This window comes from Bacillus sp. S/N-304-OC-R1 (genome assembly GCF_019749375.1).
Taxonomy (GTDB): domain Bacteria; phylum Bacillota; class Bacilli; order Bacillales; family Cytobacillaceae; genus Cytobacillus.
Genome location: NZ_JACWFE010000013.1, coordinates 335,050 through 359,286, shown reverse-complemented (window position 1 = coordinate 359,286; position 24,237 = coordinate 335,050). Strand labels below are relative to the sequence as shown.

Here is a 24,237-nt window from a genome sequence, read left to right as displayed (position 1 = left end):
ATGGATAAAGCACAAAAAACGGCAACTCACAAGGAGTTACCGTTTTTTATTGATTATACCCTATCCTTCAGCAATTAAATACAATTCCCAAGCTTCATCAAAAACAGTCATACTCTCAATATAGGAGCCGTTTAGCTCTAAATAAGTACTAATCTCATGATAATCAGATGATGTTTTTGGAAAGCTGTGGTCAAGATATGCTTCATTCGCAAACCGGCTAATACAATCCTTTGGAGATGGATGCCGATATTTCATTAGAAAATGATAAAATGTTTTTGCCATCATTACCGCCTCATTCAAAAAAATATCCTAATCCCTGTTTTTTGGAAAGATAATGTTTATATCGTATACTATATGCGATTTACTGGGTATTCGTCCATGGAAAAAGCAACCCAATTTTATTAGGTTGCTTTCAAAAGATTTGTAATTAACATTAAATGCAGAATGTTTTCTTACTGGTAGCGTGCTGATTTTGCTAATTCAGTCAAAATCCAAATAATATTAAACATTAGAATGGCTACTGTTATGGGAACAGCAAGCAGCCAATTCTTACCGTATTTTTCTTTAATCACACCTGAATAAAAACCGCAGAAAAACAAAACAAACATAGCGGCTGCAAGCATAATCATTAATGTTAGCTGCATCATTTTTCCTCCCGTTAATTAAATGAATATATCCCTATATTCATTATAAGGAGAGAGAAAAGAGAGTTTGTGATAAAAACGTGAATTCTTTGTGAAAAATAAATTTTTTCGTGTTTGTTTAAATTGTAAAATCAAAATAATTTCTTTTCAGTAATTTAGGCTGCGACATTAGTTTCTCATAGGTTGTTTCTCCCCTGATTTCCTTCGTATTTATTAAAAACAACTGATCATCTATCTGTTTGACTAGCTCCACATCCTGATATTCCATCTGACATTCTTTACAATAAACTGTTGGAACCTCTCTAATTTTGATAGCCCTCGTTCCATCTGGAAGCTCCCAATATACATCCCCTAAACCAGTCTCAATATCCCCCTCTTCACACCAAGCACATTTCTCCTCCATTCCTATCCTCCTATTCACTCGCTATCACTTTTCGTTCGAATTCATTTGATGTTTGTTTCATTTGCACCGCTTTAAACTTTTTCTCTTTCAGCTGGTCCCGCTTCTCACGTTTATCTTTTAAGGATGCATGTGCTGGATCATGCTCGTATTGTTCCCTGCGTTTAAGTCTGCCTAGACCTTCTGGAACAAGATTAAATTTTTGGTCATTCATTAATGCAGCAATACCTACATTCGACTGCTTCGATTCCATATCCGGATAAATTTCTTTGAAGTAGCCTTCTGCACGGCCAGGAATATAGTTTTCAGGTTCTGGATAAGTCGTAATCACCCCTTCAAAATTACGCAGAACGACTTTATCTGCACTTTGAGAGATTAAATAATTTGGCTGAAGGGCGATTTTGCCACCGCCGCCAGGAGCATCCACGACAAATGTAGGAACTGCATAACCTGAAGTATGGCCTCGCAATCCTTCAATAATCTCAAGACCCTTCGAAACTGGTGCACGGAAGTGCCCGATTCCTTCTGATAAGTCACATTGATAAATATAATAAGGACGAACTCGAATCTTTACCAGATCATGCATCAACCTCTTCATAATTGGAACACTGTCATTGATGCCCGCAAGAATAACTGATTGATTGCCGACGGGCACACCAGCATTCGCAAGCATTTCGCATGCCTTTTTCGATTCTTCCGTAATTTCAATTGAAGTGTTGAAATGTGTATTTAACCAAATTGGGTGATATTTTTTCAAAATATTGCAGAGGTTTTCAGTGATTCTTTGCGGGAAGACAACAGGTGCTCTTGTACCGATTCGAATAATTTCAACATGGTCAATGGCACGGAGATTTTTTAAAATATACTCTAAAATATTGTCATTAATAAGAAGCCCATCTCCTCCAGAGATGAGGACATCTCTTACTTGAGGTGTATTTCTAATATAGTCAATTGCAGCGTCCAGCTGTTTCTTCGGGACACCCATTCCGATCTGTCCGGAGAAACGGCGTCGCGTGCAATAGCGGCAATACATGGAGCATTGATTGGTTACTAGAAAGAGTACACGGTCCGGATAACGGTGAGTTAGTCCAGGTACCGGCGAGTCTTCATCCTCGTAAAGAGGGTCCTCCAAATCATACTTGGTTTTATAAATTTCCTGTGAGATTGGTACAGATTGCATCCGAATTGGACAGCGCGGATCATCCGGATTCATTAATGAAGCATAGTAAGGAGTAATGTTTAAGGGAATTGTCTTTGTTGAAATTCGTACTCCTTCTTCTTCCTCAGGAGTTAGATTAATTACTTTTTTTAAGTCATCAACCGTACGAACTGTGTTTGTTAATTGCCATAGCCAATCATTCCACTGCTCATCTGTTACGTCCTTCCAAAGTTCAATATCCTTCCAATGACGATCAGGTTTATATAAAAATGATTTCATATTATTCCTCCTCAAAAATTTCTTATTTGATATTCATGCAAGTACTGTGCCAAAATAAAAAACCCTAGTATAATTTATGCCTAATAAGGGATAAATGACCCGTAATACGAACGTTTTAACTTGATAAGTTATTTTTTCTAAGTCCATTGATTTCCTTAAAGATAAAAAAAAATGCCGATAATCCGGCATTTTTAATAAAGGGTTAATGATGATTAATTTTGTTAATCTTAAGCTTTTGAAGCTTGTATTGCAGTGTTTGCCGTGGGATTTCAAGAAGATCTGCAGCCTTTTTAACATTGCCTTCTGCTTTGAGGAGAGCATCATGTATCAGCTTTTCCTCAAACTGCTGTAAATTCTTTCTTAAAGATAAGCTTTTATCATCTATGTTACTAAGGTTATTTTGCTTCATCATTACAGGGAGGTCAGCTTCCGTTAGCCACTCTCCTTCACAGACATTCATCATATATTCAATTGCATGCTTTAATTCCCTTACATTTCCTGGCCACTTATACGTAAGGAAATGTTCAAGAACTTGATGATCAGCACCTTTAACCTTTTTCATTAAACCTTTATTAAAGGTCGATATAAAATGATTAAGAAGGTGAACAATATCTTCCTTTCTTTCCCTTAATGGGGGCAATTCAAAGGTTAATACATTTAATCTATAAAACAGGTCATCTCTTAGCTGCTTATTCTCTAAAGCCTTTTGAGGATGAATATTCATGGCGGCAATCACACGCACATCAACAATCGTGCTCTCTGTACTTCCAACTCTCCTAACATGACCATCCTCCAAAACGCGAAGCAGCTTTGCTTGAAGCTCAATCGGCATCGCATGAATCTCATCTAAAAAGAGTGTTCCTCCATCTGCAAGCTCAAATAGGCCAGGGCGATCAACCGCACCAGTGTAACTTCCTTTTGATGTGCCAAATATAATACTTTCAAGCAGTGATTCAGGAATGGCTGCACAATTTTGCGCAATAAATGGCTCAGTTGCCCGGTGAGATGCATGATGAATTCCTTGGACAAATATTTCTTTTCCACAGCCGCTTTCACCGAATACCATTATAGGAGAATGTGATTTCGCCAATTTCTTCGCTTCATTTTTCATTTGGATTAACTCATCGCTCACCGTTAGGAGACTGTCTAGCGTATATTGCGATATGCTTGGAGATTTCTTATTTCTCTTTGAAGGAGGCTTCATCTTTTTCTGCAAATCAAGTAAACTCTCAGATAGAATCTTTAGACGGGAATAATCCTTTGCTATTTCCACAGCTCCAACGATTTCATCATTTACTCTAATTGGCAAGGTTGTATTAATTGTTTCAATTTGCTGCCCGTGTGCATTCACATAAGATTGTGTTTGATGATAAATCGGTTTTTTAGTTTTCATCACTTTTAGCAGTGTGCTAGTTTGCTCGGTTAAAGATGGGAATGCAGTTAGAAGCGGCTTGCCCAAAACTTCACTAATGCTCATTCCGTCATGCTTTGCAGCAATTTCATTATAGAAAATCGTCTGCCCATTTCGGTCTACTACATGAATCCCTTCATCAATCCCTTTCAAGATGGCTGTTAAAACCTCTTTCGATTTTACATCAATATCAGTGATAGCAAATCCCCTCCCCGATTAAAATATGTACAGCTGCCCAAATTTTGTCTTTTCTACTGCCGAAAAACTAGCACATACTAAATTGCTGTATTTTCAGTTTTATTAAGAAACAGAAAGATCTTTCACCCATACATTCATATCCTCTAGCTTATCGTAAATATAGCAATTATTTGCTAGTCTTCCCCGATATTGATATCCCAGCTGATGAAGTGCAGCATTCATCCCGAATGATAAAGCTCTCGCAATGGAATATGCACAGTAAACTCCATTACTTTTCAGTTCTAATTCAAGTTTTTCTAATAGTATTTTCATAAGGCCATGCTTACGGTGCTGGGGCAAAGTGGCACAATCCGTTAACTCTGCATTACTGTAAAATGAATTTACTTCTGCCGAGGCAGCACTTACGATCTTATCGTCGCACAGAAAACCGTAATAAATTGTACCGTCCGTCATTGTGTCAATAATATAGTTCGGGTCATTAAGAGGTGTTGGATAAATTTGAAATACTTCTTTATAAAGGCTTGCCAAGTTATTCGCATCTTCTGGGGTGAGTTTTTTTAGGGTATATTCCTGAGGCGGTTCTGTATTTTTAAAAGGCTGTTCAAGCTTGATTACATTTTCAATAATGTCATCTTCATTTTTCCATTTACTGCTTGTCCTTCTTTCATCAGTGTAATACTTACAAAAAAAGTACATTTGAGAACCGAGAAAATAACGGTCAATTATAGCCTCACAAGTATATCCATTGTTAAAAAGCATTGGAAGCTGCTCAATTCTTCCTTTTATAATCAATTTTTCTGCCTTCTTACTGATTGCGAGCTCTTCGGCTTTCTTAATAGCTTGTGAAACATCTCCATTTAGATCATCGACACGAATCCTTTTGTTAAAATCATCGAGATAGACATTGATTGTAAAGTTCTCATTTTTTATTAATTGCACTGCTGCCATACATTCCATATTCCATCCTCCATTTCTTCATAAGGGGCCTAAACCCCTTATGAAAAGTTTTTGCTGTGAACATAGATACATGTTTTCCAATTCTATTGTAAAGGAATATGATAATTTTTATTAGTCATAGCCATTAGACTTTTGGAATCACAATGTTTACTCGCCAATCTCACACCAGTTCATAATTGATAACGCAATGATTTCTGCCGCATCGAACACGTCATCAATGGAGATAAACTCATTTACGTCGTGAGCAGCCTCAGTGATCCCCGGACCAAAAATGACGACTGGCGTATTTCCTACAGCTGATAGAATTCCTCCGTCCGTTCCCCACGGTGACGCTTCAATGACCGGCTCATGCTTCTTTACATTTTTAAATGCATTTGAGATCGTTTCCATTAGTGGATGATCTTCATTCATATTTCCCGGAAGCCATCTTCCGCCAAACCATTCCACTTTCGGTGGATTTTCAAGTAACCATTGATCATTGCTTATTACTTCAGCTAAAGCAGCCTCTAGCTCCTTTTCCACAGCTTCCATACTTTCGTGAGGAGCAACCCCTATTCTTCCTTCAATAACTGCGATATCCGGAACTGATGATGGCCATTCCCCGCTATAAATTTTGCCAATATTGATTGGGATCGGAATTGGAATACCTTCATATAGCGGGTCAGTGATTCGCTCGTTTCTGTTTTTCTCTAAATCTTGCAATTTAGTGATAATAGGAAGCATTTTTTCAATGGCACTTACCCCTTCATATCTAGTCCCTCCATGGGCTGAGCGGCCTTTTACCGTAATTCGAAACCACATAGACCCTTGCTGTTTTGGAAATAGCTTCATATTTGTCGGTTCTGGAATGATGGCACCATCCGCCTTATATCCTCTTAATACAGCAGCCAAAGTACCCGCCCCGCCACTTTCTTCCTCAATGACACTTTGAAAAATCACATCACCTTTTAAACGAATTCCTGAGCTAATGATGGATTCCATTGCCAGTAAAAGCGCTACAGATCCACCCTTCATATCAGTAGATCCGCGACCATATAATTTCCCATCTTGGATATGTCCGCTAAAAGGATCTTGTAGCCAATCGTTCCGGTCTCCTTCTGGTACAACATCAATATGCCCGTTTAAAATAAGTGATCGTCCTCCTCCGCTCCCTTTAAGAACACCAATTACATTTGGATTTCCCGTGAAATCCTTACGATCACAACAAAACTTTGGATGATCTACTAACTCTTGATCACCAATTTCCCAAATATCTAAAATAAGACCAAGCTCTCTACATTTTTCAATCATTATAGCCTGTGCACTGCTTTCATTCCCTCTTGTGCTGCCTTCTTGAACTAGCCTCTGAAGAAGATAAGAACCCTTTTTTCGATTACTGTTTAACCAGTTTTTTATTTTTTCATGCATTCCATCAATCCTCCTTCACATAGTTTGGTAGTATTCTAGTCAATCATTCTCAAATCATCACTTATTAGAAAATTACAGCCAGTGCATTCGCGAATCTCCCCAATAGTATGAGGTGTAAAGATTTCAGTTAATAATAATCCCTTGTCTGTCACTTGGAATGCTGCCATTTCAGTGATAATGACATCCACACACTTTGAAGAAGTTAACGGAAGAGAACATTCCCTCACAATTTTTGCATTTCCATGTTTATCTGTATGACTCATAAGTACTATTACCTTTTTCGCTTTTTGTGCGAGCTCCATCGCGCCCCCCATCCCAGTGACTTTCTTGCCCGGTACGATCCAATTAGCTAAGTCACCCTGTTCACTAACTTCAAGTGATCCAAGGATTGTCATATCGACTCTTCCACGCCGAATCATCCCAAAAGCAATAGCACTGTCACAATAGGACGCACCTTCCACAACTGTCACTGGAAAACCGCCTGCATTACATAAGTTTTCATCCTCCTCTCCTTCCATTGGGCTTGGCCCCATTCCAGTGATTCCATTTTCCGCGTGGAAAATAACATTCATTCCGTCAGGCAAATAATTGGGAACAAGAGAAGGAATTCCGATCCCTAAATTGACAACCATTCCAGCTTTTATTTCCTCTGCAGCTCGTTTTGCAATCCGATTACGGATATCTATTCCCATGCCCATTTCCAATTCACCCCTTTAGAAGGAACTATGAAATCAACAAATACGCCAGGTGTAACAATCTCGTCGGGATCTAGTGTTCCAATTGGGACAAGCTCCTCCACCTCGGCAATCGTAATATTTCCTGCCATCGCTGCTAAAGGATTCGTATTACGTGCACTTTTATCATAGACAAGATTTCCGTAAGAATCGGCTTTCTTAGCGAATACGATGGCTACATCACCTGTTAGCGCTGTTTCTACTAAATATTCCTTCTCATTTAAGATAACCTTCTGTTTATTGGCTAAAACCATTTCATTATCCATACCAATATCTGATAGAATGCCAGGCAAGCCAACACCGCCAGCCCGGATTCTCTCAGCTAGAATTCCTTGTGGAGAAAATTCCACCTCTAGTTTTCCTTCTGTCATTAACTGTCCAGCAACGGGGTTGGAGCCAATATGTGACGCGATGACCTTACGTGCTCTTCCTTGGCTGACAATTTTTCCAATGCCGATATGCGGGAAACCTGTATCATTCCCAATTAAGGTGAGGTTTTGTACCCCTTTTTCAAGGATTGCGTCAATGATAGTTGGGGGAGAGCCAATTCCTCCAAAACCGCCAAACACAATAGACATATCATCTGTAAAAAACTCCATAGCTGTCTCTGCAGAAATAATCTTATTAAAGGAGTTTTCCATTACAATTCTCCTCGCTTATTAAATATTTTTCTGTAAACCTCTCAAACGTTACCTTTAGACGATGTATTAATTCATCCATTTCATCCCTCATAATTGTAAGCGGCGGAGCGATCAAAACTGCATCTCCATTGATTCCATCAATCCCTGCACCAGCGGGGTAAATCATTAATCCGCATTCTTGTGAGAGTCCAATTAGTTTTTGTGTAAGAAGCATGGCTCTAGGAAATGGTGTTTTATCCTCACGATTTTGAACAAATTCCAATCCAATCATGAGCCCTTTCCCGCGAATATCTCCAATAAACGAAAACTGTTCTTGCAGCCCCTTAAGTTTTTCAACTAAATACTTCCCCTTTTCCTCAACATCTTGGATAATTTGATTCTTTTCTAAATATTCAAGAACAGCTAAGGAAACAGCACAGGATTGGGGATTTGCACTTAATGTATGTCCGCTCATGACAATCTTCGATCCAGCTAAAATCGGTTCCATGACACGCTCGCTTACTAGTGCAGCAGCTATAGGGGCATATCCTGCACCCATGCCTTTTCCTAATGCAACAATATCCGGCTCAATATCCCAATGCTCACAGGCAAGCATCGTGCCTGTTCTTCCAAAGCCTGTCATGACTTCATCAGCAATAAAGAGGATGCCGTTTTTTTCACAAATCTCTTTAATGACCTGATAATAGCCCTTAGGCGGAGTAATAGCTGCTCCTGATGCGCCAATTACTGGCTCTGCGATAAAAGCAGCGATATTTTCAGCACCAATTCGTTTTATGACTGTATCAAGCTCATTTGCACAAACAAAACCGCAATCTGGAGCTTCCCGGTTATATGGGCACCGATAGCAATATGGAGGGTGAATAACTGGAAAATCCTCTAAAAGAGGAATAAAACGTGCTCTTCTTCCTGTATGCCCCGACATGGACAATGCTCCTAGAGTGATGCCATGATAGCTCATCCAACGAGATAATACTTTAGTCTTTGTGTGAATCCCTTTTTCCTGCCAATATTGAATCGCTATTTTCATAGCAGTTTCTGTTGCTTCTGAACCGCTATTAACAAAGAAACACCAATTCAAATCGCCTACTGTCTGCTCTGCAATTTTCCTAGCTAAATTTTCTGCTGCCTCGCTTGTAAACTGAGAGCGATAAACAAATGAAACGCGCTTTGCCTGTTCATGCATAGCTTCGATAATTTCCTTTACCCCATGACCAATATTGGCTGTAATGGCTCCAGATGACGCATCTAAATATTCTTTCCCGTCTTGATCGTACAAGTAAATGCCTTTTCCGTAATCAATCACTGGATACTCAGCCTCCAGCACTGGCTTAATTAGATTCGTCTTATTCATAAGCCATCCCCTCCATCCCCTTGAAAAAGCACTGCATTACATAAAGGACAATACTAGATTATATGAGACGAAGGTTTGAATATTTCATGAAGAATAGGCAAAATAATACAAGCATAATAAAAAAGGTTCTGCTCATTTCTGCAGAAGGTTCACTAATTTGGCCGCCAACAACATCTTTAATGGCTATATCAAACTAAATAAAAAAACAGCCGATCATTCGACTGTTTTCAACGTTTCATTCCAATATTCAATTTTAATCTTGTTCAATAAATATCTCTGCTCTTTGCCCATGAGCTGAGATAGTGGCCCGAGCTCCAAATGGAATAGTAGCCATTGGCTGTACGTGTCCAAAATTCACATTTGCAATAATCGGAAGTCCAGCAAGTTCTTTCTTAGAGGCAATAATTCTTCTCAATGCATCTTCTGTCATATGTGAGTCTTTCTGAAACTTTCCAATCAATACACCCTTAATATATTGAGCATCGGGCAAGTGAAGTAATGATTGAAGATCTCTCTCAAATGTAAGGGCATGTGACTCATCATCATCCTCAATAAAAAGGATTGCGTCCTGTAATGATGGCATGAATTCAGTACCTTGTAGTAAATTTAATGTACAGAGATTCCCGCCTATTAAGATACCCTCCGCTTGACCTTCCTGTAGTACAAAGTACCCCTCATGTTCAACAAAGGTCCTATCCTCTTGATCAAGATACCATGCATCATCGCTCCAATGATCGGAAGGCTCAACTTCATAAGGGGCATCATTTGTAACTGCTTGAATAAATGAGTCTAATGTATATTCAAACCCATGCTTTACACCAAAGCTGGAAAAAAGAGGACCTGAATACGTAATTAATCCTGTCTTCTTATAAAAGGCTCCATTCAGTGCAGTGATATCACTATATCCACAAAATACTTTAGGATTGTTTCGAATAATATCATAATCTATGTATTTTAATAATTGATTAGCATTGTAGCCTCCCATTGCAGCAAGAATTCCTTTTACATTGGGATCTAAAAAAGCTTCATGTAAATCCTCAATTCTTTCCTCAATAGTTGAACTAAAAAATTCATCATGAGCGTTAGCATTTTTTCCAAAGGTGACATTAAATCCTAGTCCGATTAACCGGTTCACAGCAATTTCAACTTGGGCCTCTTTCATGATGACCATGCTTCTAGATGGGGAAATTACTCTTATTTCATCACCGAGTTTTAATCTACCTGCAAGCATTGATACTTCTTCCTTTCGTTTACATTTTCTATATCTTATCAATAATGCAATTTTTCATAAAGAAAAAAAGACTGCTTTATTAAAGAGCAGTCTAAAATATAGGTTTATTACCAACTACCGTAACAGCTTGCGCCAATAATTACCAGTAAGATAAACAGAACAACAATTAATGCAAAGCCTTGACAGCCGAACCCGCCTACCGGACCCGCATAAGCTCCTGCTACAGGATATCCACATCCACATCCTGTTCCATATCCTGTTCCATATCCGGTTCCATATCCATAACCCGGATAGCAAGGATCACAACCATAGCTGCTTCCATAATACATATTTCTCCACTCCTCATCTTTTTTTAGGGCATTTTCCATATTACCTTATGAAATAGGAGCTTGGACTGTACGGGTATTTGCCCATATTGCTTAAGATAACTAAAAAAGAATCAGGCAGTGAATGACATAAAAAATTTTACTTTTGATCTTCAAACAAAGATAAAAATTCTTCGTATCCCTCTTCTTTAAGCTTTTCCTTCGGTATAAATTTTAGGGATGCAGAATTAATACAATACCGTAATCCATTTTGCCCTGGACCATCAGGAAATACATGACCTAGATGAGAATCAGCTGTTTTGCTTCTAACTTCTGTACGAACCATAAAATGGCTCGTATCCAGCTTTTCCATTATTTCCTCTTGTTCAATTGGTTTGGTAAAGCTCGGCCAGCCACAGCCAGCATCAAATTTATCCTTGGAAGAAAACAAAGGTTTTCCAGATATGATGTCCACATATATGCCTTCACTAAATTCATTCCAATATTCATTTTGAAATGGAGGCTCAGTTCCATTTTTCTGTGTTACATGATACTGCATTTGATTTAATTTCTTTTTTAGCTCTTCATTATGATTCATCCTGATCCCTCCAATGTGATTTTATAAAGGCTTCCCGTCCTGATCCAACTCGATATCCCTCGTACCGGATAGGATTTTTTTTATAATAATGCTGATGATAATCTTCTGCAGCGTAAAACTCCGATGCTGGCAAAATTTTTGTAACAATCGGCTTCTTAAATGGGCCATTTTCTTCAAGATCCATCTTTGATTGCTGAGCCATTATTCTTTGTTCTTCATTATGATAAAAAATTGCTGTCTGATAGGATTGCCCGCGATCGTAAAATTGGCCACCTTCATCAGTTGGATCAATTTGCTGCCAATAAATTTGCAAAAGCTTTTCGTAAGGAAAAATATTTGGATCAAATGTTATTTGAACAGCTTCGTAATGTCCTGTCGTTTCTGAACATACCTCTTGATAAGTCGGATTTTCTTTCGTTCCTCCTGTATAGCCGGATACAACCTTTTCAATACCAGGCTGCTCATCAAAGGGCTTAACCATACACCAAAAACATCCTCCAGCAAAGGTTGCTAACTCTAATTGCTTCTCACCCATGACTAACACCTCTTTCGAAGATATGAATGCTAATATTAGCATAAAAGAAAATGCGTTTATAAGCAAAAGAGACCTCTTTTCCAAGAGGTCCTGCTTTAATCGTTAATACATTTTCTTTTTTGAATTTTTCATGCTTATATTAATGCTTTTCCACCGTTTTTTCTCTTCTGCTTGTGCCCGCTGATCCTGTTTTCTTTCTAAAAAGGCTAATTCCTTTTGCAGCTTTTTGAAGCTCATAAAACGGCTCTTATCTAGAGTTCCCATCACTATTGCATTTTGGATGGCACAGCCTGGTTCTTCATTATGGCTGCAGTTTCTATATTTACATTGCTGAGCCAGCTCCTCAATATCATTAAAGCTTTCCGCTAGGCCATCGCCGCCTTCCCAAAGCTGAAGCTCTCTCATTCCAGGTGTGTCAATTAAGACGGTCCCCTCTGGAAGCAGGACTAGCTCACGATGAGTAGTCGTATGCCTGCCTTTATCATCGCCTTCACGAATATCCTGTATTTTTTGCTTTTCTTTCCCTAATAAATAATTCGTTAAGGTTGACTTGCCAACTCCTGATGATCCTAATAGTGCCACCGTTTTTCCCGGAAGCAGGTAAGGCATTAGACAATCTAGGCCCTTTTCCTCCATAACACTAATAGCGATGACTGGAACACCCATTGCAATGCCTTCAATTTCAGAGAGCTGCTCTTCTAAATGATCACTTAAATCCGCTTTTGTTAATACGATTACCGGATTTGCTCCACTTTCCCAAGATAACAGTAAATATCTTTCGATTCGCCGTAAATTTAAATCATCATTAAGGGAGTTAACGAGAAAAATAGTATCCACATTTGCGGCAACAATTTGCTCTTCTGTATTGGTACCTGCTGATTTTCTAGAAAATTTGCTTTTTCTAGGGAGAACAGTATGGATCGTTCCACGCCCTTCACTCGGACGAGCCTTTATCACAACCCAATCGCCAACTGCCGGATAATCCTCCCTGGAAGCTGCCATATAAGAGAACTTACCAGCCACTTCACATAATAATTCTCCATCTTCTGTCCAAACGCGGTACATTCTTTTATGCTCCAAAGAAATACGGCCAACCGTATAGCCTTCTGCCTTATATTCATCAAATGCTTTTTCAAAATAATCATTAAAACCAATTGTAGTTAAATTCAAATCTTCTTCCTCCATGCTATTAAAATATAAAAAAACCATAGGCAGCACAGCCCATGGTTTAATAAGCATAGAAAATGAACTCTTCTAAGGTAAATTAAACAGAATGAGATTGGGCTGTGCACATATTATCGACAATAAGTGTATTTACAATTAATAATGTTGTCATTGCACTTCACCCACCTTTCATCTAATTATTCTTATTATATGGAATATCTATCCACATGTAAAGTGTTTTTTTAGTCTTGTTAAAATTCTGAAGTTGAAATGAATAATGACACAGACCTATATACTTTTGCATATGTTATTGGCGTATACACCATCTAGATAGGAGCGAGGGGTATGTCCCGAAATAGAGATTATCATCATTATTTTCAGAAGGCTAGTTATTACGATCTGTTGGCACAGTATTATAAATATTCAAACCCGAACTACCATATAGCCTATTACCAAAAGCATTTGCAATATATGAATATGGCTCTTCAGACAAGACAAAATCACCAAAGTCAGAGTGGTGCTGGGAAAGTCCGTTTCGTACATGCTTCTATTGATGCACTTAATGTCGATATATACATCGATGGTGTTAGAATATTACAGGACTTTTCCTATAAAGAAGCAAGCAACTACCTTTCATTGCCAGCTGGCAGACACCAAGTAGATATTTATCCTGCTAATAATATGGTATCAACAGTTCTAAGCAGAAAAATAGATATTGCATCTGGTAAACACTATACACTTATTCCAGCAGGATCAGTGAAAAATTTAAAATGGCTAGTTTTAGAAGATGATCCCCGTGTGCCAAGAGGTGAAGCAAAGGTTAGATTTATTCACCTTTCTCCAGATGCACCTGCAGTAGATATTGCTGTTAAAGACAGGGATGTTATTTTTCCTAATATCACCTTCCGTAAGCATACAAACTATCTGGCACTCTCTCCAATGACTGTTGACTTTGAAGCAAGAATTTCAGAATCCTCTAATGTTGCACTGCCTATACCTCAAGTACAAATTAAACCAAATAAAGTGTATTCCATTTTGATTGTAGGCTCCGCTTCCGGCGAACCAGAATTAGAAGCATTAATAATTAATAACTAATAAAAAGGCATGATGCAACTAATTTTGCATCATGCCAATGATTTTCATTTCATTTATTTGACAGGTACGAGTAAAGTGAATCGGATATCGTTATTAACTAAATTAAATTCATCTACCTTAACATGAATGTCGCTCTTTAACTTCATTTTTTGCAGCGAAACATAAATTCTCTCTTTGTTTGGCTGAATGGTAACCCAATCAGGCAGCTTATATTTATCCCCTATAAATTTTAAGACATAGGATACAGGCAACTGAAGCTGGCCTACTGAAATTGATTTTTGTTGAAGAAGAATATCCCCATTATCTAAAGCAACGGGATCAAACGTTAGCTTCATCTGTATTTCTTGACTAAATACCGGCATCGTCCCATAAAGTTCAACTTCATCGCCTAAAACTACTTTGTAATCAATTGGTCCCGTTAATCCTTCCTTATCAAGATAATGATTAATAACTTGATTTAAATCCTCTTTATCTGTTTGAATTTTAAATGGTACGTGACCATTTGTATTTATCTGAGTCGGAGAATAGTTCTCATCCTTCCCAGAAGAATTTATTACTGCAGTTAATATTATTACTACAACTATATTAATCCCCAGCAATAGAAAAAAGAGCTTTTTCCATTTCTGTTCTTTCAATTTTAATTCTCTCCATTCCCAACTGTGTAAAGTCCCTTCGAAAGCTTATTTAATGCTTCCTTTTCTAAAGTATCGTATACGCGTTCAGCAATTAATTTATAGCCTTTATCATTCGGATGAAAGTAATCAGTGTATAGTAAATTCTCCGCATTATGCTGAAAAATATCTTCAATTTCAACAAAATACGTATTCGGATATTTCCCTAGGATTTCCTTGCTCGTTTCATTCCATTCATCTACGATCTGGTTAATTTCATTTATATTCGCAAACCATTTTAAGAATGGATTATATAGACCAACAAGTACGATCATACTATTTGGGTTTTCATCTCGAATTTTTACGATGACCTCATTTAAATTTTCTTTATACAAGAGTCTTTGCTTTTCAAAAGCGTGAAAATTCAAGTCAGAAAAATTTTCGCGAACAACCTTCATCATATCATTTCCGCCAATTGTCACAATGACCATATTCGCTTTTCCGATTGCAGACTCTATTTTCTTGGAATCCAGTCTAGTTAGAAGCTGATCAGAGCGATTTCCCTTAACACCAAAATTATAAAAATGAGCCTCGCTTATTCCTTTGCTATGTTCCAATTTATCTTTCAAATAAGGAATATAACCCCCACGATTTGTACTGTCCCCTACACCTTCTGTCAGTGAATCTCCTGCTGAAACAATCGTAATGTCATGAGGAACAAAATCTTCCGGCAGCTCGTTTTTTGCCGTTAAAGCAGTTTGTTTGGCTTGATTTAATTTCGCAAAATTCGAGGAGGTTTGAATATTGCATGAAGCTAATATGAAAATGCTTAGAATGAAAATGAGGAGTTTAAATTTCATAATATCACCCGCCTTTGATAACGTAACCTTTTAGAGGTGGGGGGACTAAATACCGTATAGCTTATTATAGCACGTTCAACTTTATTCATGACAAAATAACAATCTGGAAAAAATGTTAAACTAAATCCAGAATTTAAAAGAAAATAGACCTATTAAAGGTCTATTGTAATGTCTTAATATCACTAATAATTTCATCGAATGGGATATCTTCTAATCCAGAATAAACCTTCATAATCTTTCCGTCCTGATTCACTAAGTAAAAGAATGACTGGTGAATAACGTTCGGGTCATTTTGTGGCTTCTTTACAATTGTTTTAAAATTAGACATTGCAAATTTTTCAATTTCTTCTTGTTTATAACCTGTTAAAAAGTGCCACTTTCTTAAGTCTAAATCAAAATTATTAGCATACTTAGTTAAAACCTCTGGACTATCAAATTCAGGATCAACACTAAAAGAAACAAACTCTATGTTCTCAATCTTTTCTTTCTTTGCCAAAGCTTGCAACTTAGTCATATTATATGTCATTGGCAGGCAAATATCTGGACAATTTGTATAGATAAAATCTGCAACCCAAACCTTGCCTTTTAAATCAGCTAAACCAAGTGGCTCTTTATTTTGATCAGTAAATGTAAAATCAGCAATTGGCCAATTTTTTGCATCCTTTATTTCACCTTTTCCACAAGCCGACATTAGAAACACTGTTAGTACCGTTACCATGATCACGTATATCCTAGACTTCATTTCTTTATCCGCTCCTCTGCATATTCGAAACTATTCTAGCAGACAGAAACGAAAGAAGAAAGAAAAATGTTTGGCTAACTTGTGACATTATTAAGATTAAGCTTATTTTTCAAGAATATTAGATTCAGGTGTTCTCATAATTTCAAAGAAGTCTTTAACAAATGTTTTATAATTAAATTGTACTGCAACCTTATGAACTTTATAATCCTTCGACCTTAAATCAGGATTTTTTCTAAAATCTCCGATACTTTTCCCAAATGCAATCCCATTATCAACTACTATTTGGATAGGGACCTCTCGGTATTGAATATCAGATCTGTCCAATAAAGCCCATAACGTGAATACATCATGAAGAGGACTTCCGCTAATCCCTGGATTAGATTTTTTATAGGATGAGTAATAATAATCAACCATCGGCTTTACTAAAAGACCAATTTTATTCTTAGTTGCTTCATAATATTGATGAAGAGAATTAATGATTGATGGTGTAATAGTCGCAGACATTGTGACATCTAGCGGAAACAGATGTATTCTTTTATGTGCATTATTAATTAAGATTTTTGCAGCATATGGATCACCATAAAAGTTTGCCTCTGCAGCTGGTGTAACATTCCCAGGCACATTAAAGGCTCCGCCCATTATGTAATAATCCTTCACCTTCTCCATTAATCTCGGAGACAATATAAAGGCTGCAGCTAAGGATGAAAGTCTGCCAATACTAACAATCGTAATATTATCTTTATACTTTTCAATTAGTGAATTCACTTCGTTGAAGTTTTCAAATAGGTTTTCATCTACTTGTAAATTGGGTACAATCGGGCCCAGCCCTTCAATACCATGTACCTCTGGGACATATTTAGGCATTTCTCCTGTTAAAGGGAGTTCAGCACCCCCAAAAATCGGGATATTTTTAATACCAGTCACTTCTTCTAAATAGGCTGCGTTTCTAATTGCACTTTTTCTCGATACATTTCCATAATCTGCAACGATTCCAACAATATTAATCTCCGGGCATAAGTAAGCAAACAAAGTTGCTACAATATCATCAATGCCGAAATCACTAAAGAGAAGAATATTTTTCATCCTCATTACTGAATACCCCCTCTATTCAACATATTCACAAACTGAATAAATAGCAGGGATTTCTATGTACTCAAAAAAATTTACATGAGACCTTCATTCAATTCTGTATCAGTTTCTGATAACGGAACAAAGATTTTAAATGTAGTTCCTACTCCATTTTCACTTTGCACTTCGATTCTTCCCTTCATCCTCTCAATAATCTGATAGCAAACCATCATTCCAATTCCGGTCCCTTTTTCTTTTAAGGAATAAAATGCTGTGCCTAAGCGTTCTAATTCTTCAGGTGTCATTCCAATTCCTGAATCACTTATTTGGAACACTCCATAATTAGCTTCTTTATATACGTCTATTCTTAGAGTTCCACCGTCTTTCATTGCTTCAATTCCATTTTTTAAAATATTAATTAATACCTGCTTTAACTCACTAACATTGCCTTTAATATAGACGTCTTCATTTAAATTAGGAATAACCAAAATATTTTTTGACATCATTGCATAGGAGTTCATTAAATCAAGCACCTTTGAGGCAATTTCTGCTGCATTTAATTTCTCCATCAGTTCGATGTCTGGCTTTGCTAATGAAAGGTAATCATTAATGATGGTTTCCGCACGACTCATTTCTTCTATCATAAGTCTTATGTACATCCGTTCTTCTTCGCTCATTTGCTCTTTTGCTAAAAAAATCTGTAAAAATCCTTTTACAACTGTCATTGGATTTCTTATTTCATGAGCTACAGAGGCAGCAAGCTGTCCTATTGCATTCATTTTTTCTGCTCTTTGAAGCTCACGCTGAATTTTTGTCTTTTGAAGAATTTGTTCCATCTCATCAATCGCTTCTTCAAAACGATGCATAGATACAGCATTTTTGTGAATGGTTCCTAATTGCTCTGAAGTTGCCGATAATCGATCAAAAAGCAGAGAAAGCTGACTTGTCATATTGTTAAAACGTTCTGCTAAAATCCCTAAATCATTTTGATGACCGAACTTTAATTTGATATTAAAATTCCCCTTACTAACTTCATTCAATCCAGCAATAATTTCATTAACTGGACTTAAAAACATTTTTATGCCCCTTCTCAAAATCAAATAACCGATAATGGTCATGACAATAAAAATTCCTATCAAATAAACAGAAATATTTTTTTGATAGTGAGTAATTAATTCGGCATTAATATCAAAGCTAAGAATTCCAGCTACCTTACCATCTTCTTCATATATAGGAACAAATGAAGTAATCCAAGGTCCATATTTGTCTCTATACATCTTTGTTGTAGTCACTTTTTTTCCCGATAAGGCTTGGTTAAATCCTTTCAAATATTCTTTGCTAGCATGATAGTAAGATAATGGCATCAATCCTATTTTTTTATAGCTTTTAGAACTAGCAAGAATAAATATTTCACCTTCTGCTGTAACATCCGTAGCAAACAAAAGTGCACTCGTATAACGAGCTTTCTCATTTACGATTGATAATTTATCAGTAATGTTTTTATAAGATGGATTGTTAAGATTTCGATGAATATTTAACTCCGTAATTTCAGCTGAATCAAAAGAGGTACTCCATAATAACGACATCTCACCGACTCGGTACCTCATTTGCTCTTCCATTTGCTTAGTTTGTATAATTACACTAATACCAGCCGTTAGAAAAACCAATATCAAACTGATAAAAAAGGAGAATAAAAAAACTTTTTTTGTCAATGGGAGGTTATTAATGTGATCCTTCATAAATCAGTCCCCGCATCCTTATATTCTCAACGAATTATCTTTTCGACAAGTGGTATCAAAATTCCTTTAAAATCATTTATTTACTACAAAATACGCAATTCTTCTGGAAGTATTATGACAAATCAATGAACGTTGAACCATACTTGAAGCATATTATTCGTTTTATGTTATAGTTGAAATGGAAAAATATAAAAAATATATTATTAGGTGATTAAATGAAGAGAAATACCCTTATTTATTTCATGACGATTGCATGTTTACTGATGTTATTGGCTGCCTGTTCTTCAAGCACGAAAGATTCTGCAAGCCAAAATAAAGAAGAAATGAAAATGTATCATGCTGATAATGGAGACTTAAGAGAATTAACACAATCAAGTAAAGATCTTCCTGAGTTCCTCAAGGATAAACCCGAACAAATGCAGTTAATATACGCTGCCGCAGCACAGCACCAGGAACTATTAGAGTTCATTCCTTGTTATTGCGGGTGCGGTGAATCTGCAGATCATAAAGATAATTATGATTGTTTTGTTTTTGAAAATAAAGAATCTGGAAATGTTATGTGGGATGACCATGGGACACGGTGTGGCGTTTGTCTTGAAACCGCTGCAGAAAGCATTATTCAATATAAGGATGGAAAGTCCTTAAAGGAAATCCGCGAATATATCGATGAAAAGTATAAAGAAGGATATTCAAAACCAACTCCAACTCCATTTCCAAGTTAATACCTATGAACCTAAGCTTATAAAGCTTAGGTTTATTTATTGCGCAAAAATAAAAAGAGTATCGGTACGTTTACCGATACTCAAACTAGTTCATGCATTATTCTTAAGTTCTGTTGTCTTAAATAGCTTCTCATACACTGGCCATTTTAAAACTTTTTTTAAGTACTCTCTAAATGAGTATGTTTGGATCACTTTCTTGGAATCCATATATAAGGATTTCATAAAAGTTTGCAAACGGACTTGAATCATGAAATAATATGGGCTATTTCTTTCTAATACCGGAATCTCCGTAATCTTTACCTTCTGTCCAACAGCATTTTTGAACTCCAGGCTTTTGAATAGCAAAATATCAATCCTCTTTTTTACCCGTTTGACAGTATTATACCTGAAATCCCAATCGAATAGTGTCTAAATATGCATGTGAAAAATATTTTTTTTGAAATTAATTTTCATCTAGCGTATCGTAGCTATTTTGCTCTTCCCATTCTTGCTCCTTCTTTAATTTACGCTTGTACACAATTTTGGATAAATTAATGCTAATTTCATATAGAAACAATAGCGGGATGGCAACGAGAAAATCTGACATAAAGTCAGGCGGCGAAATAACTACAGCAATAACAATTAATACAAAATAAGCATATTTTCTAATCTTTGATAAGGCATATGGATTAATAATGCCTAAAGATGTTAAAAACATTACAACAACTGGCAATTCGAATAGTACACCAAATGGAAGAGTCATATTCATAATGAATCGGAAATATTTTTCTGCTGTGAAATTTGCCTCGAGCATTTCTCCGCCCAACTCAACGAGGAAGTTTAGCACGGTTGGAAAAATAACAAAATATCCGAAGCAAAGACCTATAAGAAATAAAATAAATAGTGCAGGAATATATGATAGCGTAATTCTTCGTTCATTTGGCAATAGAGCAGGCTTAACGAATAGCCAAATTTGTATAGCCAATACTGGGATTGTCCCTGAAATTGCAATAACAGTGGCAATCATGAAGTAAACCCAGATAATATCACTTGGGCCTAATACAATCAGTTTTACATCAAGATCACGGACAAACCATAAGTAGATTTCCTTTACGTAAATAAAACCTACTATAAAAAAAATTAAAAAAGCTGCTACAGAAATAATAAGCCTCTTTCTTAATTCATCTAAATGATCCACTAAGTTAAGTTCTTTATCTTCCATTATATTCTCCTGAAAATACTATGTTTGGAATGTTAAAAGATGAAAAAAGGGCAAGATTTAAAATCTTGCCGCCTTATTTAATAGTCTTCTTTTTATCGTCATCTTCAAGTTCTTCCATAACATCACTTGTTAATTCACGAGTAGACTTCTTAAATTCCCTTAAAGTTTGCCCAAAAGCACGGCCAATTTCCGGCAATTTCTTTGGTCCAAAAATAATTAATGCTAAAACAAGAATTAGTATTAATCCAGGAACTCCGATGTTTGATAACATAAACATCCTCCTTAAATAAACAAACTGATAAATCTAGAATTAATTATAGTTCTTTTTGCAGTGTTTGTGGTAAAAAATGTTGAAATGTTCACAAACATGTCAAGAACAAAGCCCAGTTAATTCTCTTTACTCATTCATTATAATATTGGATGGTCTTTTAAACAAGCAAATGGAAGAGATTGCTGTCATTATTAATTTCAGTATAGGCAAAACCCTTTTTATTTAACCGTTTAATTAAAGCTGGATAATCTTCTCTATCTTTCAGCTCAATGCCTACTAAAGCGGGTCCATTATCTTTATTATTCTTCTTCGTATATTCAAACCTAGTAATATCATCCTTTGGCCCAAGCACCTCATCAAGGAACTCACGTAAAGCGCCTGCACGCTGAGGGAAATTAACAATAAAGTAATATAGAAGCCCTTCATATAATAATGATCTTTCCTTCATTTCCTGCATCCGGCCAAAATCATTATTCCCACCGCTAATCACACAAACAATATTCTTCCCTTTAATTTCATCTTTATAAAAATCAAGAGAAGCAATTGTTAATGCTCCTGCTGGCTCCGCAACAATTGCATGTTCGTTATATAACTCGAGAATCGTTGTACAAACTTTGCCTTCTGGCACGAGCAGTATGTCATCAACAAGCTCTTCACAAATCTCAAAAGTTTTTTCACCAACACTTTTTACGGCAGCGCCATCAACAAATTTATCAATGTTTGTTAAAGTTGTCACACACTTATTTTTAATGGACTCTTTCATGGACGCTGCACCTTCAGGTTCCACACCGATCATTTTTGTATGAGGCGAAATACTTTTTATGTAAGTACTTAGACCAGACATAAGTCCGCCCCCGCCAATACTAGCAAATACATAATCAATTGGCTCTTCAGAATCATTTAATATTTCAACAGCAACAGTTCCTTGACCTGCTATAACTTTTTCATCATCAAAAGGATGGATAAAAGTTCGCTTTTCGTTTTCTGCACATTTATTCGCCTCAGCATAGGAATCATCGAATGTATCACCAACAAGGACAATTTCAACAAATCCTCTGCCAAACATTTCAACTTGGCTAACTTTTTGGCGTGGTGTTGTTGTCGGCATGAAAATTTTCCCTTGAACACCTAAATGTCTGCAAGCGTATGCTACACCTTGAGCATGATTGCCAGCACTTGCACACACAACACCATTCTTTGTCTCCTCTTCGCTTAATGCTTTAACTGCATAGTAAGCTCCCCTTAACTTAAAGGACCTGATATGCTGTAAATCTTCTCTTTTCAAAAACACATTACATTCATATTTTTCAGAGAGTCGCTCATTTCTTTGTAATGGTGTATGGGCGACGATATCTTTTAAGTGCTGGTATGCAATCAAAATTTCCTCCAGATGCACCCATTTTTTCTTTAATACTTTCTGTTCCATATTGTCACCCTCACTTCTTAAGATTTAATTTTCTCATTATACCACTTGTATCGCTTATTTCAAGCTTATAATTTAAAAATTAACATTTTTCCGATATCAATGAATAGCAAAATTAGATTGCAGCATATGCAAAAAAAGACTCCATTTTAAACGGAGTCTTTTTGATCTAATTTTCTTTTATAAATGTTGAAATCGTAATCATAAGGATTTTTCTCGTCCTGAATCCCTTTTTCCCTCGAGATTAAATCCCATTCTTCCATATTCAACTCTGGAAAAAATGTATCGCCTGTGAAAGCTGCATGGATTCTAGTTATATACAGTCGATCTGCAAATGGCAAGAAAGCCTGATAAATTTCGGCTCCGCCTATAACAAAAATTTCTTCATTCTTTTGCTCTGCATACATTATTAGTTCCTCAACAGAATGAAGCACCGTACATCCTTCATAGGAAAAATCATGGTTCCTCGTAATAACAATATTTTCTCTGCCCGGAAGCAGTCTTCCGAGAGAGTCAAGGGTCTTCCTTCCCATAGCGACTGGATGTCCAAGAGTCGTTCTCTTAAAAAACTTTAAATCCTCCGGCAAGTGCCATGGCAGTGAATTATTAATGCCAATTACCTTGTTTTCTCCCATTGCCCATATAAGGGATATCATACACTTACCTCCCCTTTTATATGAGGATGGGCATCATAATCTACAAGCTCAAAATCCTCATATTTAAAAGAAAAAATATCCTTCACTTCAGGATTAATTTTCATCTTCGGCAATGCCTTTGGCTCACGAGTTAGCTGAAGATTTACCTGATCTAAGTGATTTAAGTAGATATGAGCATCACCAAGTGTATGAATGAAATCTCCCGGCTCCAAGTCACATACTTGGGCAATCATCATCGTTAGCAGAGCATAAGAGGCAATATTAAATGGAACGCCAAGGAAAATATCTGCTGATCTCTGATAAAGCTGACAAGATAATTTACCTTCCGCTACATAGAATTGGAATAAGCAATGACATGGCGGCAGCGCCATCTTATCAATGTCCCCGACATTCCATGCATTAACAATTAATCTTCGTGAATCCGGATTTGACTTTAGCTGCTGAATTAATTCACTGATCTGATCAACTGTATTTCCATCAGCTCCTGTCCATGATCTCCATTGATGACCGTAGACAGGACCTAAATTTCCATCTTCATCTGCCCACTCATTCCAAATTCTCACACTGTTATCTTGAAGAAATTTAACATTCGTATCTCCTTGTAAAAACCAGAGTAATTCATAAATGATGGATCGTAAATGTAATTTCTTCGTTGTTAATACAGGGAATCCTTCTTGAAGATTAAAGCGCATTTGATAGCCAAATGTACTGATTGTACCTGTTCCGGTTCTATCTTCTTTTTTTACTCCATTTTCTAGCACATGATTGCATAGTTCCAAATATTGTTTCATTATACATCCAACCTTTTCTTTTCTTTCATCGATACTATTCTATC

The 24,237-nt window shown here is 36.7% G+C and carries 28 protein-coding genes; 2 read left to right on the top strand and 26 right to left on the bottom strand.

Annotated elements, in window-relative coordinates:
• Nucleotides 1-60: 60 nt before the first annotated feature.
• From H0173_RS12440 to rsgA, 15 genes are all read right to left on the bottom strand, one after another.
• Nucleotides 61-282, bottom strand: coding sequence for a YozE family protein (locus H0173_RS12440; RefSeq protein WP_221846837.1), 222 nt, complete (start codon nt 280-282; stop codon nt 61-63).
• Between the two features lie 170 nt (nt 283-452).
• Nucleotides 453-644 (bottom strand): hypothetical protein, encoded by a 192-nt coding sequence (locus H0173_RS12435; RefSeq protein WP_221846836.1) that lies wholly within the window; start codon nt 642-644, stop codon nt 453-455.
• Between the two features lie 118 nt (nt 645-762).
• Nucleotides 763-1,047, bottom strand: coding sequence for a YokU family protein (locus tag H0173_RS12430; RefSeq protein ID WP_221846835.1), 285 nt, complete (start codon nt 1,045-1,047; stop codon nt 763-765).
• Nucleotides 1,048-1,057: 10 nt separating this feature from the next.
• Nucleotides 1,058-2,482, bottom strand: a complete 1,425-nt coding sequence (gene kamA, locus H0173_RS12425; RefSeq protein ID WP_221846834.1) for a lysine 2,3-aminomutase — start codon at nt 2,480-2,482, stop codon at nt 1,058-1,060.
• Between the two features lie 202 nt (nt 2,483-2,684).
• Complete coding sequence (locus H0173_RS12420; protein ID WP_221846872.1) at nt 2,685-4,091, bottom strand: sigma-54 interaction domain-containing protein; 1,407 nt, start codon at nt 4,089-4,091, stop codon at nt 2,685-2,687.
• Nucleotides 4,092-4,193: 102 nt separating this feature from the next.
• Nucleotides 4,194-5,048, bottom strand: coding sequence for a putative beta-lysine N-acetyltransferase (ablB, locus tag H0173_RS12415; protein WP_221846833.1), 855 nt, complete (start codon nt 5,046-5,048; stop codon nt 4,194-4,196).
• A 147-nt stretch (nt 5,049-5,195) separates the two neighbouring features.
• A complete protein-coding gene (locus tag H0173_RS12410) occupies nt 5,196-6,455 on the bottom strand; it encodes a peptidase (protein WP_221846832.1) in 1,260 nt (419 codons plus the stop codon).
• Between the two features lie 35 nt (nt 6,456-6,490).
• Nucleotides 6,491-7,153, bottom strand: a complete 663-nt coding sequence (locus H0173_RS12405; protein WP_221846831.1) for a 3-oxoacid CoA-transferase subunit B — start codon at nt 7,151-7,153, stop codon at nt 6,491-6,493.
• A complete protein-coding gene (locus H0173_RS12400; RefSeq protein WP_221846830.1) occupies nt 7,138-7,830 on the bottom strand; it encodes a CoA transferase subunit A in 693 nt (230 codons plus the stop codon). The genes H0173_RS12405 and H0173_RS12400 overlap by 16 nt, the downstream gene beginning before the upstream one ends.
• The gene (locus tag H0173_RS12395; protein ID WP_221846829.1) at nt 7,814-9,181 is read right to left on the bottom strand and encodes an aspartate aminotransferase family protein; all 1,368 of its coding nucleotides are present in this window, start codon (nt 9,179-9,181) and stop codon (nt 7,814-7,816) included. Before H0173_RS12395 ends, H0173_RS12400 begins: the two co-directional genes overlap by 17 nt.
• 253 nt (nt 9,182-9,434) lie before the next feature.
• The gene (locus tag H0173_RS12390; RefSeq protein ID WP_221846828.1) at nt 9,435-10,412 is read right to left on the bottom strand and encodes a S66 family peptidase; all 978 of its coding nucleotides are present in this window, start codon (nt 10,410-10,412) and stop codon (nt 9,435-9,437) included.
• Between the two features lie 107 nt (nt 10,413-10,519).
• Nucleotides 10,520-10,741, bottom strand: a complete 222-nt coding sequence (locus H0173_RS12385; RefSeq protein ID WP_221846827.1) for a YjcZ family sporulation protein — start codon at nt 10,739-10,741, stop codon at nt 10,520-10,522.
• Nucleotides 10,742-10,877: 136 nt separating this feature from the next.
• Nucleotides 10,878-11,315 (bottom strand): peptide-methionine (R)-S-oxide reductase MsrB, encoded by a 438-nt coding sequence (gene msrB / locus H0173_RS12380; protein ID WP_221846826.1) that lies wholly within the window; start codon nt 11,313-11,315, stop codon nt 10,878-10,880.
• Nucleotides 11,305-11,850, bottom strand: coding sequence for a peptide-methionine (S)-S-oxide reductase MsrA (gene msrA, locus H0173_RS12375; protein ID WP_221846825.1), 546 nt, complete (start codon nt 11,848-11,850; stop codon nt 11,305-11,307). Before msrA ends, msrB begins: the two co-directional genes overlap by 11 nt.
• A 102-nt stretch (nt 11,851-11,952) precedes the next feature.
• Nucleotides 11,953-13,020: a ribosome small subunit-dependent GTPase A gene (gene rsgA / locus H0173_RS12370; protein WP_396021226.1), complete on the bottom strand. Its 1,068-nt coding sequence runs from the start codon at nt 13,018-13,020 to the stop codon at nt 11,953-11,955.
• A 339-nt stretch (nt 13,021-13,359) separates the two neighbouring features.
• Between rsgA and H0173_RS12365 the strand changes: the two genes are divergently transcribed.
• Nucleotides 13,360-14,109 (top strand): DUF4397 domain-containing protein, encoded by a 750-nt coding sequence (locus H0173_RS12365; RefSeq protein WP_221846824.1) that lies wholly within the window; start codon nt 13,360-13,362, stop codon nt 14,107-14,109.
• A 53-nt stretch (nt 14,110-14,162) separates the two neighbouring features.
• On the opposite strand, the gene H0173_RS12360 is transcribed toward H0173_RS12365, so the two are convergent.
• The 5 genes from H0173_RS12360 to H0173_RS12340 all read right to left on the bottom strand — a co-directional run bounded on the left by H0173_RS12360 (nt 14,163) and on the right by H0173_RS12340 (nt 19,129).
• Nucleotides 14,163-14,744, bottom strand: coding sequence for a YpmS family protein (locus tag H0173_RS12360; protein ID WP_221846823.1), 582 nt, complete (start codon nt 14,742-14,744; stop codon nt 14,163-14,165).
• A gap of 2 nt (nt 14,745-14,746) precedes the next feature.
• A complete protein-coding gene (locus H0173_RS12355; protein ID WP_221846822.1) occupies nt 14,747-15,580 on the bottom strand; it encodes an SGNH/GDSL hydrolase family protein in 834 nt (277 codons plus the stop codon).
• A gap of 160 nt (nt 15,581-15,740) precedes the next feature.
• Entirely contained in the window at nt 15,741-16,322 is a 582-nt protein-coding gene (locus tag H0173_RS12350) for an SCO family protein (RefSeq protein WP_221846821.1), read from the bottom strand.
• 102 nt (nt 16,323-16,424) lie between these two features.
• Nucleotides 16,425-17,411: a nucleoside hydrolase gene (locus tag H0173_RS12345; RefSeq protein ID WP_221846820.1), complete on the bottom strand. Its 987-nt coding sequence runs from the start codon at nt 17,409-17,411 to the stop codon at nt 16,425-16,427.
• Nucleotides 17,412-17,485: 74 nt separating this feature from the next.
• Complete coding sequence (locus tag H0173_RS12340; RefSeq protein WP_221846819.1) at nt 17,486-19,129, bottom strand: ATP-binding protein; 1,644 nt, start codon at nt 19,127-19,129, stop codon at nt 17,486-17,488.
• A gap of 215 nt (nt 19,130-19,344) precedes the next feature.
• On the opposite strand from H0173_RS12340, the gene H0173_RS12335 reads away from it, so the two are divergent.
• Nucleotides 19,345-19,851, top strand: coding sequence for a PCYCGC motif-containing (lipo)protein (locus H0173_RS12335; protein ID WP_221846818.1), 507 nt, complete (start codon nt 19,345-19,347; stop codon nt 19,849-19,851).
• Between the two features lie 90 nt (nt 19,852-19,941).
• Here H0173_RS12335 and H0173_RS12330 read toward each other — a convergent pair whose 3' ends face one another.
• The 6 genes from H0173_RS12330 to H0173_RS12305 form a co-directional block, all read right to left on the bottom strand.
• Nucleotides 19,942-20,196 (bottom strand): DUF2535 family protein, encoded by a 255-nt coding sequence (locus tag H0173_RS12330; RefSeq protein WP_221846817.1) that lies wholly within the window; start codon nt 20,194-20,196, stop codon nt 19,942-19,944.
• 97 nt (nt 20,197-20,293) lie between these two features.
• Nucleotides 20,294-21,052, bottom strand: coding sequence for a twin-arginine translocase subunit TatC (gene tatC / locus H0173_RS12325; RefSeq protein ID WP_221846816.1), 759 nt, complete (start codon nt 21,050-21,052; stop codon nt 20,294-20,296).
• A gap of 73 nt (nt 21,053-21,125) precedes the next feature.
• Nucleotides 21,126-21,323 carry a twin-arginine translocase TatA/TatE family subunit gene (gene tatA / locus H0173_RS12320; RefSeq protein WP_221846815.1) on the bottom strand — a complete coding sequence of 66 codons (198 nt, stop codon included), beginning with the start codon at nt 21,321-21,323 and terminating at the stop codon, nt 21,126-21,128.
• A gap of 157 nt (nt 21,324-21,480) precedes the next feature.
• On the bottom strand, nt 21,481-22,749 hold the full coding sequence (gene ilvA / locus H0173_RS12315; protein ID WP_221846814.1) for a threonine ammonia-lyase IlvA: 1,269 nt from the start codon (nt 22,747-22,749) through the stop codon (nt 21,481-21,483).
• A gap of 146 nt (nt 22,750-22,895) precedes the next feature.
• Nucleotides 22,896-23,402: a dihydrofolate reductase gene (locus tag H0173_RS12310; protein WP_221846813.1), complete on the bottom strand. Its 507-nt coding sequence runs from the start codon at nt 23,400-23,402 to the stop codon at nt 22,896-22,898.
• Nucleotides 23,399-24,193 carry a thymidylate synthase gene (locus H0173_RS12305; protein ID WP_221846812.1) on the bottom strand — a complete coding sequence of 265 codons (795 nt, stop codon included), beginning with the start codon at nt 24,191-24,193 and terminating at the stop codon, nt 23,399-23,401. Before H0173_RS12305 ends, H0173_RS12310 begins: the two co-directional genes overlap by 4 nt.
• Between the last annotated feature and the right edge of the window lie 44 nt (nt 24,194-24,237).

Coding starts and splice junctions, on each gene's coding strand:
- H0173_RS12390 (WP_221846828.1), bottom strand. CDS start 10,412: ATGCTTGCAGGTAGATTAAAACTCGGTGATGAAATAAGAGTAATTTCC.
- tatA (WP_221846815.1), bottom strand. CDS start 21,323: ATGTTATCAAACATCGGAGTTCCTGGATTAATACTAATTCTTGTTTTA.
- H0173_RS12340 (WP_221846819.1), bottom strand. CDS start 19,129: ATGAAGGATCACATTAATAACCTCCCATTGACAAAAAAAGTTTTTTTA.
- H0173_RS12385 (WP_221846827.1), bottom strand. CDS start 10,741: ATGTATTATGGAAGCAGCTATGGTTGTGATCCTTGCTATCCGGGTTAT.
- H0173_RS12350 (WP_221846821.1), bottom strand. CDS start 16,322: ATGAAGTCTAGGATATACGTGATCATGGTAACGGTACTAACAGTGTTT.
- H0173_RS12305 (WP_221846812.1), bottom strand. CDS start 24,193: ATGAAACAATATTTGGAACTATGCAATCATGTGCTAGAAAATGGAGTA.
- H0173_RS12365 (WP_221846824.1), top strand. CDS start 13,360: ATGTCCCGAAATAGAGATTATCATCATTATTTTCAGAAGGCTAGTTAT.
- H0173_RS12395 (WP_221846829.1), bottom strand. CDS start 9,181: ATGAATAAGACGAATCTAATTAAGCCAGTGCTGGAGGCTGAGTATCCA.
- H0173_RS12440 (WP_221846837.1), bottom strand. CDS start 282: ATGGCAAAAACATTTTATCATTTTCTAATGAAATATCGGCATCCATCT.
- H0173_RS12430 (WP_221846835.1), bottom strand. CDS start 1,047: ATGGAGGAGAAATGTGCTTGGTGTGAAGAGGGGGATATTGAGACTGGT.
- H0173_RS12400 (WP_221846830.1), bottom strand. CDS start 7,830: ATGGAAAACTCCTTTAATAAGATTATTTCTGCAGAGACAGCTATGGAG.
- msrA (WP_221846825.1), bottom strand. CDS start 11,850: ATGGGTGAGAAGCAATTAGAGTTAGCAACCTTTGCTGGAGGATGTTTT.
- H0173_RS12345 (WP_221846820.1), bottom strand. CDS start 17,411: ATGAGGATGAAAAATATTCTTCTCTTTAGTGATTTCGGCATTGATGAT.
- H0173_RS12310 (WP_221846813.1), bottom strand. CDS start 23,402: ATGATATCCCTTATATGGGCAATGGGAGAAAACAAGGTAATTGGCATT.
- H0173_RS12410 (WP_221846832.1), bottom strand. CDS start 6,455: ATGCATGAAAAAATAAAAAACTGGTTAAACAGTAATCGAAAAAAGGGT.
- H0173_RS12405 (WP_221846831.1), bottom strand. CDS start 7,153: ATGGGCATGGGAATAGATATCCGTAATCGGATTGCAAAACGAGCTGCA.
- tatC (WP_221846816.1), bottom strand. CDS start 21,052: ATGGAAGATAAAGAACTTAACTTAGTGGATCATTTAGATGAATTAAGA.
- ablB (WP_221846833.1), bottom strand. CDS start 5,048: ATGGAATGTATGGCAGCAGTGCAATTAATAAAAAATGAGAACTTTACA.
- kamA (WP_221846834.1), bottom strand. CDS start 2,482: ATGAAATCATTTTTATATAAACCTGATCGTCATTGGAAGGATATTGAA.
- H0173_RS12435 (WP_221846836.1), bottom strand. CDS start 644: ATGCAGCTAACATTAATGATTATGCTTGCAGCCGCTATGTTTGTTTTG.
- H0173_RS12335 (WP_221846818.1), top strand. CDS start 19,345: ATGAAGAGAAATACCCTTATTTATTTCATGACGATTGCATGTTTACTG.
- H0173_RS12355 (WP_221846822.1), bottom strand. CDS start 15,580: ATGAAATTTAAACTCCTCATTTTCATTCTAAGCATTTTCATATTAGCT.
- ilvA (WP_221846814.1), bottom strand. CDS start 22,749: ATGGAACAGAAAGTATTAAAGAAAAAATGGGTGCATCTGGAGGAAATT.
- msrB (WP_221846826.1), bottom strand. CDS start 11,315: ATGAATCATAATGAAGAGCTAAAAAAGAAATTAAATCAAATGCAGTAT.